This is a genomic window from Pseudomonas sp. S2_E01 (assembly GCF_054668365.1).
In genome coordinates this window covers 3,430,119-3,444,295 of record NZ_CP162762.1, presented here as the reverse complement: position 1 = coordinate 3,444,295, position 14,177 = coordinate 3,430,119, and the positions used below count along the sequence as shown (strand labels likewise).

Sequence of the window (14,177 nt, the reverse complement as noted above, 5' to 3'; positions counted from 1 at the left end):
ATGTTGGATGTCAGACTTTTTCAAGCTGTGATAGGCGTTCAATTCGCCTATCAGCCGCTTCCAGGGCCGAGTATCCTTCCCGTCGAATCAGGTAGTCGGCTTCACTCCCGTTAGCGAAGTAGTCGCCGGCCTGATCCAGCGCACAAGACGGATGAGCTTTTGCATTGAACGGCCCTCTAGTGGGTTTGTGCAGGCTTGGCGTCGATCTTGATACGCATCAGGCTGTAGGGTTTCACGCGCTTGTCCTGACCATCATTGAATCCAGGAGAACGATGAAGTTGATTGGCCGTGAAGTACAAGTAGCCGTCGGGTCCGATGGACAAGGTGTCCGGCCAAAGCAAGCGTGAATCCTCGACCAGGGTTTGCCATTGACCGTCGGACAAGCGTTTCCTGATTGCGTTGTGCTCATAATCGCCGGCATAAACCGCTCCGTTGGCATCGGCTTCAAGGCCGTCGGAAGCTCCTTTCTCACCCAAATCGATGACCGCTTTTTCCAGTTCGGTATCGCTCACGCTTGGGTCTCGCAACAGAGCGGTCGAAACTGAATAAAGATGCCTGCTCGACAAAGGGCAGAAGTACAGTGTCTGGCCATCGCTTGAGAGCGCTATGCCATCAGACGCTACCGACAACAGGCCGGCTTCTCCTTTTTCATTTTTTGTGACAAGGGCCGGTCTGCCTTCGATCACGGGAGTGAACGAGGGATCGACCGAGGTGGACTTGACTCCACTCAGTCGGCGAGTGGCATTGCCGCTTGCAAGATCGACAACAATGATTGCACCAGGGCCACTGACGGAAGAATCCGTAACATAGGCGACCCCTTCCTTGCCCACCCGAAAGTCGAACCTCATGTCGTTCACGTAGGTGGAGGGCAGCATCACCTCTGGGGGGAAAACGACGGTCTTGACTATCTTGTTGGACGCCAGGTCGATGGCGACCAGCTTGGCGCCTCCGGCCTTGGGTTCGGAAAACCTGGGTGCTGCGGTATCGAGTATCCAGACCCGCCCATGGCCGTCGGCGACTACGCTTTGCACACTGATGAAACCAGCGGCCGGGTTTTTCGGATCTTCGACATTGGTTTTCAGGTCAGGGTAAGGCACGACCTTTCCTTGGACAACTTCCGCAACGGTGTATGGAACGTCGTCACCCCAACGGGGAAAGTTGACAAAAATGCGACCGCTCTCGGTGACAGTAACTCCCGTTGGCATGGCCCCATTGAATGCGAAGACGCGTTCGATCTGGATGCCCTTGCCGGTTGCAGAATCGGCTACAGCCATTGTGCTGAGAGAAACCGCGATCGCCAGTCCAGCGACTTTGAAGAGTGCTTTCATGTTCGTTTCCTTGAGTGTGTAAGCGCTTTTTAGAAGCCTTCCAGGACGATCTTGCCCTTGGCTTTGCCGCTTTCAATGAGTGCATGAGCGCGTTTGAGGTTCTCGGCGTTGATGCTGCCGAAGTGCTCGCCGATCGTGGTCTTGATCACGCCTTCTTCGACCAGGGCGCAAATCCTTTCCAGCAAGTGATGTTGTTGGATCATGTCGTCGGTGTGGTACAGCGAGCGAGTGAACATCAGTTCCCAATGCACTGACAGCGATTTGCGCTTGAGTGGAATCACGTCCAGTTGTTCGGGATCGTCAATCAGCGCGAGCTTGCCCTGAGGGCGCAGCACTTCGACGATCTGGGGAAGGTAGGTGTCGGTGTGGGTCAGACTGATCACGTAATCGACGGGGCTTTGTTTGAGGTTCTCAAGCTGTAGGGAGATCGACCCTGAATGATCGATGACGTGATGGGCGCCCAGTTCACGTACCCAGTCCCGGGTTTCCGGTCGAGACGCCGTGCCGATCACCGTGAGTTGGGTCAGCTTGCGGGCCAACTGAACCAGGATCGAACCGACACCGCCGCCTGCGCCAATCACCAGGAGACTTTGCCCTTTACCACCGCCTTCCTTTACGCCGAGGCGGTCGAACAACAGTTCCCAGGCGGTGATGGAGGTCAGCGGCAACGCTGCGGCACTGGCATTGTCCAGCGTGCGGGGTTTATGCCCAACGATGCGCTCATCAACCAAGTGAAACTCGCTGTAGCTGCCAGGGCGATCAATGGCGCCGGCGTAGAACACTTCATCGCCTGGCCGGAACAACGACACATCACCACCGACCTCACGAACGATGCCTACCGTGTCCCAACCCAAAACCTGAGGTTGCTTGCTGGTACTGCGAGCTCTCACTTTGGTATCGACCGGGTTGACGGCGATCGCCTTGACCTCGATCAGCAAATCACGGGCGCGTGGGATGGGTTGAGGCAATTCGGTTTGGAACAATGACTGAGCGTCTTGAATGGGCAAACCCGGTTGGGTGAATACGACTGCTTTCATTTGCGTTATCTCAATAGGGCGGAAGTGGTGTCAGGCTAACTGCCTTGGCCTACCTCAAAAACCAACCAACCGGAGTAAGACTTTCGCCGTTTTGATGAAGGTTCGGACAAATTTGCTTCAACGGCGCTCCAATCTCCCAATCAGCGGCCGAAAGGACGGCGAATCCAGCGGTCCTGCATACCAGTAAGGCGATTCAAAGAACACCGCTACACCTGTCGCATCACTGTCCCTCTGTTGCGACAAGTGTCCGGCTTCATCATCACGCATCACTTCGCTATAAGCCCCGTCGTTACTGGCCTGCAGCCTGTTTCATCTCCTCTGGCACAGCCGTTGCTCCAGTCCTTTGCAGCCATCCGCGCCTGGCGCTGGCTCCTAATAAGAACTGGAGATTCCACGATGAATCAGATTGGCCTGCCACGGTCCCTTCTTCCCTCAAAAATCCTCGCTCCACTGCTTCTCGGCGCGGCGATTTCCGGCCACGCCATGGGGGCGCCTGCGCAGCCTGCGGCTGTGGATGGCGCGCGTATCAGCGCGGCCAACAGCGAGCCGGGCAACTGGATGACTACTGGCCGCACCTACGACGAACAACGCTTCAGCCCACTGAAGAAGATCAATGACGGCAACGTCGACAAGCTCGGCCTGGCCTGGAGCTACAAGCTGGATATCGATCGCGGTGTGGAAGCTACGCCGATCATTGTCGATGGCGTGATGTACACCACCGGGCCGTTTTCAATCGTCTATGCCCTGGATGCGCGCGACGGCAAGCTGCTGTGGAAATACGACCCGCAGTCCGACCGCTCCCGCGCCGGTGAAGCCTGCTGCGACGCGGTGAACCGTGGCGTGGCGGTGTGGAATGGCAAGGTCTATGTCGGCGTGCTCGATGGCCGTCTGGAAGCCATCGACGCCAAAACCGGGCAGAAGGTCTGGAGCGTGGATACCCGGAGCGACCCGACCCGCAGCATCACCATCACCGGCGCCCCGCGCATCGTCAAAGGCAAGGTGATCATCGGCAACGGTGGCGCGGAGTTCGGTGTGCGCGGCTACATCACCGCCTACGACGCCGAGACCGGCAAGCAGGACTGGCGTTTCTTCACCGTACCCGGTGACCCCAAGGAAATGCCCAAGGGCAAAGGCATGGAGGTCGCCGCCAAGACCTGGTTCGGCGACAACTACCACAAGCAGGGCGGTGGTGGCACCGTGTGGGACTCGATGTCCTATGACCCCGAGCTGAACCTGCTGTACATCGGCGTGGGCAACGGTTCCTCGTGGAACCCGCGTATCCGCAGCGAAGGCAAGGGCGACAACCTGTTTCTCTCCTCCATCGTGGCCATCAACCCGGATAACGGCGAATACGTCTGGCACTACCAGACCACCCCTGGCGATGCCTGGGACTACACGGCTACCCAGCACATCATGCTGGTGGACCTGGAACTCGACGGCAAGCAACGCAAGGTGCTGATGCAGGCGCCGAAGAACGGTTTTTTCTACGTGATTGATCGGGCCACGGGCGAGCTGCTGTCGGCGAAGAATTTTATCCCGATCAACTGGGCCACCGGCATCGACATGAAAACCGGGCGGCCGATCCGCAACGAGAAAGTCGCCGAATACTGGAAAGACCCGGAGAAAAAAGCCCGCCTGATCCAGCCGGCCTTCTGGGGTGCGCACGACTGGCAACCTATGTCGTACAACCCGCAAACGGGCCTGGTGTACATCCCGGCGCACATCATGTCGGCCATGTACCAGGACGTTGACGGCGCGCCACCGCGCTCCAAGTTCAAGAGCATTTACCAGCTCGACGTGAACACCGGGATGATGCCCGAGGACCCTGAAGGCCTGCGCAAGATTGCTGACACTTGGACCGGTAAGTTGATCGCCTGGGACCCGGTCAAGCAGGAAGCCCGTTGGGAAGTGCCATACACCACCATCTTCAACGGCGGCACCCTGAGCACCGCCGGCAATCTGGTGTTCGAAGGCACTGCCAATGGCCGCGTAGTCGCCTACGCAGCCGACACCGGCAAGAAGGTCTGGGAGTCGCCGGCCAACACCGGCGTGATGGCGGCCCCGGTGACCTATGAAGTGAACGGCGAACAGTACGTGACCTTCATGGCGGGTTGGGGCGGGGCGTTCTCCACCTTCGCCGGCGCCTTGTCGTTGCGTGCAGGGGTTAAACCCAATGCGCAGGTGCTGACCTACAAGCTTGGCGGCACTGCCACGCTCCCGGACCTCAAGGACCGGTTCGCCGATCGCGAACCCGAACCGCCGAAGCTGACCGGCACGCCAGCACAGATTGACCAGGGCCGTGAACTGTTCAACTCCAGCTGCTCGCAATGTCACGGCATCAACGCCATCAGCGGCGGTGTAGTGCCGGACCTGCGGACCCTGAGCAAGGACAACCACGAACGCTTCCTTGGCATCGTCTACGGCGGGCGTATTCCCGATGGCATGCCGTCGTTCCAGGGCCACCTCGACCTTGCGCAAGCCGAAGCCGTGCATCAATACCTGATCAAGCGCGCCTATGACCTGCAGGAACAGCAGGCCGCCACCAAGAAAACCGCCAGCAACTGACACTTATGCGCCCGCTCTGACGGGCGTTTTTTCATGGACAGGAGAGACTGCAATGAGCGAGATCGTCACCTACCAGAACTACATCGATAACGCCTTTGTCGGCAGTGAAGAGCTGATTGAGGTGTACAACCCGGCCGACGCCGCCCTGTTGGCTCGCGTGCCACAGGCCACCACTGTGCAGGTCGAGCGCGCCATCGCCGCCGCGCGCAAAGCGCAAAAAGGCTGGGCCGCGAAACCGGCCATCGAACGCGCGGGTTACCTGCGCCAGATCGCCAACAAGGTGCGCGCCAACGCCGACCGCCTGGCGCGCATCATCACCCAGGAACAAGGCAAGGTGCCGGGCCTGGCGCTGGTGGAAGTCAACTTCACCGCCGACTACCTCGACTACATGGCCGAGTGGGCCCGCCGCCTGGAAGGGGAAGTGCTGACCAGTGACCGCGCTGGCGAACATATCTTCCTGCAACGTAAACCCCTGGGTGTGGTGGCCGGCATTCTGCCGTGGAATTTCCCGTTCTTCCTCATCGCCCGCAAGATGGCGCCGGCACTGATCACCGGTAACACCATCGTGATCAAACCCAGCGAAGAGACGCCCATCAACTGCTTCGAATTCGCCCGCCTGGTCGCTGAGACCGACCTGCCCACCGGCGTGTTCAACGTGGTCAGCGGTACTGGTGCAGGCGTAGGACATGTCCTCACGAGCCATGCCGGTATCGACCTGATCAGCTTCACCGGCAGCGTCGCCACCGGCTCGCGGATCATGGCCGCCGCCGCCCCGAACATCACCAAGCTCAACCTTGAGCTGGGCGGCAAGGCGCCGGCCATCGTACTGGGTGATGCCGACCTGGAGCTGGCGGTTAAAGCCATCACGGCCTCACGCGTGATCAACACCGGGCAAGTGTGCAACTGCGCTGAACGGGTGTACGTCGAGCGTGGTGTGGCGGATGAGTTTATCGACAAACTGGCCAGCGCCATGGCCGCCACCAAGTACGGTGACCCGTCCAGGGAAGCTGGTCTGGATATGGGCCCGCTGGTCAATCAGATCGGTCTGGACAAGGTCGCGCAGATGGTCAAGACCGCCAGCAGCCACGGTGCGCAAATCATCACGGGCGGCAACGTCGCCCACCTTGGCAAAGGTTTCCACTACCAGCCCACCGTGCTGGCCGGCTGCAAGGCCGATATGGAGATCATGCGCAAAGAAATCTTCGGGCCGGTATTGCCGGTGCAGGTGGTCGACTCGCTGGATGAAGCCATTGCCTTGGCCAACGACAGCGAATACGGCCTGACCTCGTCGGTTTACACCCGCAATCTGAGTGCCGGGTTGAAGGCCGCCCGCGAACTCGACTTTGGCGAGACCTATATCAACCGCGAAAACTTCGAAGCCATGCAGGGCTTCCATGCCGGTACGCGCAAGTCCGGGATCGGTGGGGCGGATGGCAAGCATGGGTTGTATGAGTTCACCCATACCCATGTGGTGTACATCCAGGAGTGAATGATGGCCGGGCGTGAAAGCGCCCGGCTTCTGCACGGGGTGATCGTGTTCGTGCTCAAAATACCTCGTTGGGCTGCACGATCCCGTGTTTTTTCATTTTGCGATACAGCGTGGAGCGCGAAATCCCGAAGCTGTCGGCCGCTGCGGTGATGTTCCATTGATGCTGCCGCAACGTGGCATACAGGTGCCGTGCCTCATCGCTGCACAGTTGTTCGGCCAGATTGCTGCTGGGCGGCACGTCGGGTGCCAGGGCGAGCGGTAGCGGCGCAATCATCCCCTGCAATTCCGCCGGCAGACAATCGCTATCAATCACCCCGTCTTCAGCCAACGCCACGGCGTAACGCAGCCCATTGAGCAACTGGCGGATGTTGCCGGGCCAGGGGTAGGCCAGTAGCCGGGCCCGCGCTTCGTTGTCCAGGCGTAACCCGGCCGCGCCGGGTTGGGCGGCCAGCAGTTCATCGAGCAGTTCGGCGCGGTCGCTGCGTTCGCGCAGGGCCGGCAGGTGCAAGGTCATGCCGCTGAGGCGGTAGAACAGGTCTTCGCGAAACTGTTTGGCGCTGATCATGTCGGCCAGGTTCTGGTGGGTGGCGGACACCACCTGGACGTCCAGCGCCACCGGCGCGGCTGCGCCGATGGGGGAGATTTCCCGTTCCGCCAGCACGCGCAGCAAACGGGTTTGCAGGTGTGCGGGCATGTCGCCGATTTCGTCGAGGAACAGGGTGCCGCCATTGGCCAGTTCCAGTTTGCCTTTCATGCCTTTCCTGTCGGCGCCGGTAAAGCTGCCGGCGCGATAGCCGAACAGTTCGCTCTCGATCAGGGTTTCGGGAATTGCGGCGCAGTTCAGCGCCACGAAGGGGCCCTTGCGGCGCAGGCTGGCCTGGTGGACGGCGCGGGCGAAGGCTTCTTTGCCGGTGCCGGTTTCGCCGGTGATCAGGATGGGGATGCCCTTGTCGATCACCTTGCGAATACGTCGTACGCCTTGCTGCAGCACCGGGTCGCGGCCGCCCAGTTGGTCGAGTTGCGGGTGCTGCGGGTGACTCGGGCGTGTGGGTGCGGCGGGTTTCAGGCGACCGACGGGGATACGCAGGCCGACGTCGACCAGCGCTTCGTCGATCAGCGCACGCAGTTGCACGCCGCGGGCGCCGCCGCTGGTCATACTTAGCAGTTCATCGACATTGGCCGGCAGCAGGGTGTCGATGCGCCGGCAAAGCAATGGCTGGTTCTGCACCTGGTCGTAGGCGACAAACGCAGCGCGATTGGCGCCGACCACCCGGCCGCTTTCATCCAGGGCCAGCAACTGTTCGTTGGCCAGGTCGGTGATGTCATCGCGCGGTTTGATCGCCAGCGTCAGGCAGTCACGGTAGCGCTGGCGAAAGTGCGAGTTCTCGATCATGCGCGCATACATGATCACCAGTTGCAGGGTCAGGTATTGTGATTCCTTCGGCCCGGCGCTGTTCAGGCAGGTGGCGTTGAGGCAGCCGCGCAGCAAGCCCTGGGCGTCGAAGATCGGGGCCACGGAACAGCTGAGGCGGAAGTTGGAGGCCAGGAAGTGTTCTTCGCGGTGAATGATCATCGCCTGTTGGGCGGCCAGGGCGGTGCCGATGGCGTTGGTGCCGGCCACCGATTCGTCCCAGCGCGCGCCGACGATCAGCCCGGACTGGGTATAGGGATCGTGCTGGTTGGGCAGGCGAGCGTCGAGGGTGATGCCTTGTTCATCGCTGAGCAACACGGCAAAACCGGCCGGCACCACGCGCTTGGCCAGTCCGGTGACGCCCTGGCTGGCGATGGCCAGGTATTCCTGGTGCTGGGCCTGGTGCTGGCGGATTTCTTCCGCGGTGAGGATGTTCTTGACGTTCACCGCCCGTGGGTTGAGCTGGTGCTGGTTGATGCTGCGATACCAGGACTGGGCAATCACCCGGTCCGGGCGGATACCGCGATCATGGAAGTGATCATCGACGAAGGCAGCCAGTTCACTTGCGTTGGTTTCCACGGCATGCACAGGCATAGCAGGACTCCCGATGCCGATGCCGTCAGCGGGTCAGGCGCTGCGGATCGGCTGTTGTTTTTGTAATGGCGACGCTCAGTCAGAGCGTGAACGCTGCACAGGTGTAACAACCATAGACCTTTGGTCTGCCTTTTGCAGTCATCCTTGCGTCGCATGCCGACCATTGCAGCAAGCTACATGCCGAAAGCCGGACGTCGGCCTACAAGGCCCAATCCAGCGCACTGAAAGGACTGCAGGGCGGGGTCGGGTGGGCGGCGCAGGTGTGCCACGGATGACACACCTGTCGCAGCACGCTGATTCAGGTGTTGCGGCGAGCAGTATTCCTATCAATAACAAGAGGATCACACCATGTGGACTAAACCCGCCTACACCGACCTGCGCATTGGTTTCGAAGTGACCATGTACTTCGCCAATCGTTGATCGCCGTTGCCCCGGCTTGCCGGGGCATCTTCGTAGTGGCATTTTAATGGTGTTAAATGTCCCGTCGCCACCCGGAACGGGTCAGCACCCATCGCAGACTCAAAGCCTGCCTTGCAAAGGCTCCTGAAATGCCAAAAACACCACCTGAGAACAGGGCTTCAGTAACTGCCGCTGATATCGAGCGGTCGATCCAGGCCTTGAACAAAATGGCTGAGCGTCTTTGGGGCAATGGTCGAGAGGCCGAGGCCAAGGCGCTTCTCGATGCCCTGGATGCGTTGAACCGGGCGCTGGATCGAATCAGGATTGGCGAAAGCCGCAGAGCGGCGACCTTGCACTGAGCGGGCCTGGTGGCGTTGATCTCGTCGTGATCGGCACCCGAACCTATGACACGTCATCGTCTGCCTGGGAGGGGGTCATGTCGGCCATGACCAAGGAGCAGGTGGAAGCGCTTGCCCAGCAGATCATCAGCGATATCAAGAGTGCCAAGGCGAAGTAGTCTGGATCTGCGCTGTCAGGGACGGCGCTCATAAATAGATGCCGGAAGATCCTTCCGGCGTCTGCATCGAAAAACCATGACAGGCATCAATCGCCTGTCATGGTCCTGGCACCCACTCACTTATTGGGTGCTGTGCACCGCATCGATGATCACCTTGGCCACATCTGCCGGGCGCGACTGTTGAGGCACGTGGCTGGACTCCACCTCGGTGACATGTGCCTTGATCTTCTTGGCAAAATCGCGCTGCAAGTCTGGCTGGATCATGCGGTCTTCACGGGCGACTACGTACCACGACGGCTTGCCTTTCCAGGCGGCGGCACTGGTCTTGTCCTCGAATGCAGCGGCGCGGATCGGGCCTTGGGTCGAGGTCATGACGGCGGTCTGGGCAGCAGGCAGGTCCTGAGCGAAGCCGGTGGCCATGCCTTGTGCGGTCATGTAGAGGAAGCCGTTTTTATCGGCGGCGATGTCCTTCGTGCCGGACGGCGCCGGGTATTGCTTGCCCAGGTCCTTGACGGCCTGGCCGGCATCCGGGGCGAACGCGGCGACGTACACCAGGCTACGAACCTTCTGGTCAGTACCGGCCTGAGTGATTACTGTACCGCCCCAGGAGTGGCCGACCAGCACCACATTGCCGTCCTGGTTGTTCAGTACGCGCTGAGTGGCGGCCACGTCATCGGCCAGCGAAGTCAGCGGGTTCTGCACCACGGTGACCTTGATGCCTTCGGCTTGCAGCAATGGAACGACCTTGGCCCAGTCGGAGCCGTCGGCGAATGCGCCGTGCACGATCACTACCGAAGGTTGCGGGGTGGCGGCGTGGCTTGCGCCAGCAAAAACGGAAGCGGTCATGGCGAGGGCGAGGGCGATTGCCTTGGGTTTGAACATGGTGGAATCTCCTGTGGTTGATGTGACCAGTTTCCGGAATACGCGTGAAGTCCGGTATCGGTCGTTTATCCGAGGCGGACAAAAAACAGGTGAATAATGGAGAGCGTGATGAAGGGTGCCGACGCGGTTGAGCTGGAAAGTGCAATGGTGTGCCTGTCCGTTGTGGGCGACCTGAGCATGGGCCAACCCACTGATCAGTCACGCCGCGCCGCTCGCCTGGCCCAGTGGCTTGCACAAACCTGCGACGGCGCCGGCGAACACATCGAAGTGGCGCGACAGGTGTCCCTGCTGCGCTGGTCCGGTTGCACCGCCAACGCCGAGGACTTCATGCGCCTGCTCGGTGATGACGTCGCCGGGCGCAACGCGATGCTCAGCCAGACGCTGGGCCCGGCGGGGCTGCGGGCCATGCGCAAGACCGCGCCGCAGGCCCAGATACATTGTGAGGTGGCGGGTGACATCGCCCAGACTTTGGGGTTGAGTGCGCCGGTCGAACTGGGACTGCGCCATGTGTTCGAGCAATTCGACGGCGAAGGTCGCCCGGGGGGCCTGCGCCATCCCGAAGTGCCGGAGGTGGTCTATCGAGTGCTGCTGGCCGGGGACCTGGAGATTCTCTCGCGGGTGCACGGGCTCGATTCTGCGCTCGAGTGGATTGCGGGCCAGGGCAACCGTCGTTATCCGGCCTCGCTGGCCGCCGAGCTTTCACGCAATGCCGCCGAATGGCTGGACGCATTGAGGGAGCCGCCAGCCACCCACTCAAGCTCGCCCGCGCTGAAGGCGCAGGTGCCGCTAACGCTGGTTGGCGATGTGATCGACCTGAAAATCCCTTGGCTGGCGGGTTATTCCCGGCGCTCGGCCGAACTCGTGCGCGACGCGGCCAAACTGTGGGGCCTCGCCGAACCCGCGATCGAGCAACTGGGCAAAGCGGCGCTCATTCATGGCGTCGGTCGGGCGGCGGTGCCCAATCGCATCTGGAACCTGCCCGGTCCATTGCTCGATGGCGATCTCGAACAGGTGCGACTGGTGCCGTACTGGACGTCGCGCACCTGCAAGCAGATCCCCGAACTGGTGGCTCCCGGTCAAATCGCCGCCAACGCCTACGAACGACTCGATGGCAGCGGCTATTTCCGGGGGCTGGACGGCGATGCCCTGCAACCTGAACACCGTTTGCTGGCGGCGGCGCTTGCCTGGCAGGCATTGCGTTGCGTGCGACCCTGGCGTCCAGCGTTCAGCGAGAGTGACGCCGAACGCCTGCTGCTCGACGAAGCGGCAAAAGGGCGTTTCGACCCGCGCGCTTGTCAGGCGGTGATCGCCGCCGCGCGGGGTGAAAGCGCCGTGGCCCCCTGCAAGTCCAACACCAGCCCGCTCAGTGAACGAGAGACCCAGATCCTGCAGTGCATCAGCATGGGTGGCAGCAACAAGGAGGTGGCGCGCCAGCTCGGCATCAGCCCGAGCACGGTGCGCACCCACGTTGAAAGCGTGTTCCGCAAATTGCAGTGCACCACACGGGCCGCCGCGACCCTCAAGGCGTTGACGTTGGGATTGATCTGATTACCCCACGCATCTCCCGCGATGCGCAGCGACCCGCCAGCCACGCCAGGACAGCCGCGACACCCAGCAACATCGCGCTCGACTCGAACGTTGCGCGATAGCCGCTGAAGTCGAACAGCAAACCGCCCACGGTGGCGCCGGAGGCGATCGCCAGTTGCACGATGGCCACCATCAGGCCGCCGCCGGCTTCCGCATCGTCCGGCAGGGTTTTCGCCAACCAGGTCCACCAACCCACCGGCGCCGCCGTGGCGACCAATCCCCACAGGCCGAGTAAAACCGTGGTGGTCATCGCCGAGCTGCCGAAGGACACCAGCGCCAGGGCGATCACGGCCATCAGTACGGGGATGGCGATCAGGGTGCGATGCAGGCCGGATTTGAGAAACCCTTCAATCAGGAAGGTCCCGGCCAGGCCCGCCAAGCCGAGCACCAGCAACATCAGTGACAGCGTGGAAACACTGACCTGCGTAACCGTTTCAAGGAAAGGCCGCAGGTAGGTGAACAGCATGAACTGGCCCATGAAGAACACGCTGACTGCAATCATGCCCAGGGCCACCGGCATTCGTTTCATCAACCGGAAGACGTTGCCGCTGCCGGCGCTGGCGCTGTTTTTCAGGGACGGCATGCTGAACATCAACCACGCCGCGGCGATGACGGCGACTGGCACAATGCAGAAAAACGCCCCGCGCCAGCCGATCAACGAACCGACAAAGCTGCCCAGTGGCGCAGCAATCACCGTTGCCAGGGCATTGCCGCCGTTGACGATGGCCATCGCCCGCGTGACCTGGTCTTCAGGAACCAGGCGCATGGCGGTGGCCGCCGACAGCGACCAGAACCCTCCAATGGCAACGCCGATCAGGGCGCGGCCCATCATGAAGATCGTGTAGTTCGGTGCGAAAGCAGCCACCGTCCCGGAGACGATCATCAGCAACGTCAGGGACAGCAGCAGGGGTTTGCGGTCGACCCGCGCCGCGATCGAGGCGATCAGCAGGCTGGTGATCAGCGCGAACAATCCGGACACGGCGATGCCCTGGCCGGCCTGGCCTTCGGTGACATGCAGGTCGGCGGCAATCGGTGTCAGCAGGCTGACGGGCATGAATTCCGAGGCCACCAGCACGAAGGCGGCGAGGGACATGGCGAATACCGCGCCCCAGGATGTTTTGGGGGGTTGGGTCATGGTTTGAATCCTTTAAACGCAAAGCATCGCGCCCCCTGGATCGGGGGCGGGACAAGGTTGTTTTTTAGCGGGGGGGGTTAGTTAGCCAGCGTGGCGTTGTCGATCACGAAGCGGTATTTCACCTCGCCCTTGAGCATGCGCTCGTAGGACGCGTTGATCTGGTCGGCGCGCACCAGTTCGATGTCGGCGACGATGCCGTGCTCGGCGCAGAAATCCAGCATCTCCTGGGTCTCGGGAATGCCGCCGATCATCGAGCCTGCAACCGTGCGGCGCTTGGTGATCAGGTTGAACACGTTCGGCGACGGATGCGGCGAGGCGGGGGCGCCGACCAGCGTCAATGCGCCGTCGCGCTTGAGCAGCACCAGGAACGCATCGAGGTCGTGGGGCGCGGCGACCGTGTTGAGGATGAAGTCGAAGCTCTTGGCATGCGCAGCCATTTCCTCGGCGTTGCGTGACACCACCACCTCATCGGCACCCAGCTCGCGGGCGGCCTCACGCTTGGACTCGGACGTGGTGAACGCCACCACATGCGCGCCCATGGCATGGGCCAACTTGATGCCCATGTGGCCCAGGCCACCGATGCCGACCACGCCGACTTTCTTGCCGGGGCCGGCGTTCCAGTGACGCAGCGGCGAGTAGGTGGTGATGCCGGCGCACAGCAGCGGCGCCACCGCCGCCAGTTGCGCTTCGGGATGGCGGATGCGCAGGCCATAGCGTTCATGCACGACGATGGTTTGCGCGTAGCCACCGAGGGTCCAGCCGGGCGCGTCCGGGGTCGGGAAGTTATAGGTGCCGATCATGCCGTCGCAGTAGTTTTCCAGGCCGCTTTCACAGTCGTCGCAGTGCTTGCAGCTGTCGACGATGCAGCCGACACCGACCAGGTCGCCAACCTTGTAGTCCGCCACATGGGCGCCGATCGCAGTCACACGACCAACGATCTCGTGCCCCGGTACGCAGGGGAATTGCGTGCCGGCCCATTCCGCACGCACCTGGTGCAGGTCGGAATGGCAGATGCCACAGAACGCGATATCGATCTGGATGTCATGGGCGCCGGGTGTGCGGCGGGTGATCTGCATGGGCTCAAGGGGTTTGTCACCTGCATGGGCACCGTAGGCGTGTACAAGCATGGGGAAATTCCTGAGTGAGTGGGGGTGGACGACCATTGTGTGGCCGGCCCCTGCATGCCCTGTAGATCATTCCTGTGAGTTACTTGCCTGATTCTATGAATGTCGG

At 61.6% G+C, this 14,177-nt stretch carries 11 protein-coding genes and 1 pseudogene; 6 read left to right on the top strand and 6 right to left on the bottom strand.

What is annotated here, in order from left to right:
• Positions 1-176: 176 nt before the first annotated feature.
• On the bottom strand, positions 177-1,328 hold the full coding sequence (locus tag AB4O36_RS15745; RefSeq protein WP_460139649.1) for an L-dopachrome tautomerase-related protein: 1,152 nt from the start codon (positions 1,326-1,328) through the stop codon (positions 177-179).
• A 29-nt stretch (positions 1,329-1,357) separates the two neighbouring features.
• Positions 1,358-2,365, bottom strand: coding sequence for a zinc-binding alcohol dehydrogenase family protein (locus AB4O36_RS15740; protein ID WP_460139648.1), 1,008 nt, complete (start codon positions 2,363-2,365; stop codon positions 1,358-1,360).
• A gap of 396 nt (positions 2,366-2,761) precedes the next feature.
• Between AB4O36_RS15740 and AB4O36_RS15735 the strand changes: the two genes are divergently transcribed.
• Both AB4O36_RS15735 and aldA read left to right on the top strand, forming a co-directional pair.
• The gene (locus AB4O36_RS15735) at positions 2,762-4,930 is read left to right on the top strand and encodes a PQQ-dependent dehydrogenase, methanol/ethanol family (RefSeq protein ID WP_460139647.1); all 2,169 of its coding nucleotides are present in this window, start codon (positions 2,762-2,764) and stop codon (positions 4,928-4,930) included.
• Between the two features lie 52 nt (positions 4,931-4,982).
• On the top strand, positions 4,983-6,419 hold the full coding sequence (gene aldA, locus AB4O36_RS15730) for an aldehyde dehydrogenase (protein ID WP_460116571.1): 1,437 nt from the start codon (positions 4,983-4,985) through the stop codon (positions 6,417-6,419).
• A 55-nt stretch (positions 6,420-6,474) separates the two neighbouring features.
• Here aldA and AB4O36_RS15725 read toward each other — a convergent pair whose 3' ends face one another.
• Positions 6,475-8,424, bottom strand: coding sequence for a sigma-54-dependent Fis family transcriptional regulator (locus AB4O36_RS15725; protein WP_460116569.1), 1,950 nt, complete (start codon positions 8,422-8,424; stop codon positions 6,475-6,477).
• 348 nt (positions 8,425-8,772) lie between these two features.
• Here AB4O36_RS15725 and pqqA point away from each other — a divergent pair, with 348 nt between their 5' ends.
• The 3 genes and pseudogenes from pqqA to AB4O36_RS15710 all read left to right on the top strand — a co-directional run.
• A complete protein-coding gene (pqqA, locus tag AB4O36_RS15720; RefSeq protein WP_003243383.1) occupies positions 8,773-8,844 on the top strand; it encodes a pyrroloquinoline quinone precursor peptide PqqA in 72 nt (23 codons plus the stop codon).
• 128 nt (positions 8,845-8,972) lie between these two features.
• Positions 8,973-9,182, top strand: a complete 210-nt coding sequence (locus AB4O36_RS15715) for a hypothetical protein (RefSeq protein WP_460142148.1) — start codon at positions 8,973-8,975, stop codon at positions 9,180-9,182.
• 26 nt (positions 9,183-9,208) lie between these two features.
• Positions 9,209-9,340: pseudogene (locus AB4O36_RS15710) on the top strand (hypothetical protein); the annotation flags it as partial.
• Positions 9,341-9,460: 120 nt separating this feature from the next.
• Here AB4O36_RS15710 and AB4O36_RS15705 read toward each other — a convergent pair.
• On the bottom strand, positions 9,461-10,222 hold the full coding sequence (locus AB4O36_RS15705) for an alpha/beta fold hydrolase (protein ID WP_460139646.1): 762 nt from the start codon (positions 10,220-10,222) through the stop codon (positions 9,461-9,463).
• 108 nt (positions 10,223-10,330) lie between these two features.
• Here AB4O36_RS15705 and AB4O36_RS15700 point away from each other — a divergent pair, with 108 nt between their 5' ends.
• Positions 10,331-11,770 (top strand): HD domain-containing phosphohydrolase, encoded by a 1,440-nt coding sequence (locus tag AB4O36_RS15700; RefSeq protein WP_460139645.1) that lies wholly within the window; start codon positions 10,331-10,333, stop codon positions 11,768-11,770.
• On the opposite strand, the gene AB4O36_RS15695 is transcribed toward AB4O36_RS15700, so the two are convergent.
• Positions 11,742-12,944, bottom strand: a complete 1,203-nt coding sequence (locus AB4O36_RS15695) for an MFS transporter (RefSeq protein ID WP_460139644.1) — start codon at positions 12,942-12,944, stop codon at positions 11,742-11,744. The two genes, AB4O36_RS15700 and AB4O36_RS15695, sit on opposite strands and share 29 nt — an antisense overlap.
• A gap of 77 nt (positions 12,945-13,021) precedes the next feature.
• Complete coding sequence (locus AB4O36_RS15690) at positions 13,022-14,071, bottom strand: NAD(P)-dependent alcohol dehydrogenase (protein ID WP_460139643.1); 1,050 nt, start codon at positions 14,069-14,071, stop codon at positions 13,022-13,024.
• Between the last annotated feature and the right edge of the window lie 106 nt (positions 14,072-14,177).